This window comes from Vibrio sp. 2132-1 (genome assembly GCF_033344315.1).
In genome coordinates this window covers 1-712 of the sequence record NZ_JAWPON010000322.1, presented here as the reverse complement: position 1 = coordinate 712, position 712 = coordinate 1, and the positions used below count along the sequence as shown (strand labels likewise).

1 protein-coding gene is annotated in these 712 nt (G+C 41.2%); it reads right to left on the bottom strand.

From position 1 onward, the window contains the following. Positions 1-374: 374 nt before the first annotated feature. On the bottom strand, positions 375-712 hold a 338-nt coding region (locus R8N47_RS25180; RefSeq protein WP_318186102.1), incomplete at its 5' end, for a tRNA-binding protein.

The following is a 712-nucleotide window of genomic DNA, read 5'->3' as shown; positions in this document are numbered from 1 at the left end:
TCTGAACAAACCTCGCACTTCGAAGAATAGGGCTCAGGTCACTAAAGGTCGAAGCCTTGGTATTATTGAGTAAATAAAGTATTAGGCATGGTGATTCATCCGCGTAAATCATTCCACTCTCGTTTCACTTCATGCTCCACTCTACAGCATGAGAAAGTTGTAGCTTGTAGTTATAGTGCTTCAATACAATAGAAGTGGCGACGCCACTCCTTCCCTTTTATTGGCGATTTTGTTTACAGCTCAACATTGAACTTAGTCGGTCATGAGTTTGCTTTTTATCATTCATCAAAAACAAAAAAGGAGTGAATTTACAGTGTAAAGTCACTCCTCTCAGCTCGTCTCTATTTACAGTGTAAATCCATAAGGCGTTGCGTTTACACTGTAAATTGACTCAACAACTTTTCTAACTCATTTCTTAACTGTTGCTCAACTTGCTTTCTTCCCGATAATCCAAATTGTTTGGCACAAATGCCCCAATCATGGTTTAAGAACACTTTACTTATCATCAAATCAGAAACAGGCCCCAAACCATGTTGACGCAGCCACTGTTGTAACCACACAAAAATCGATTCATAGCTTGCACCCCCCTGCGCATAGCTTTGAAGCAATACTCGCTTAGTCGGATGTAAGGTTTGATGTTGAATCGGTTGACGCAACAAGCTTCTAGCCAGACTCGGCTCTAACTTAGGATAAACAAGGGAAAGGCTCGCAG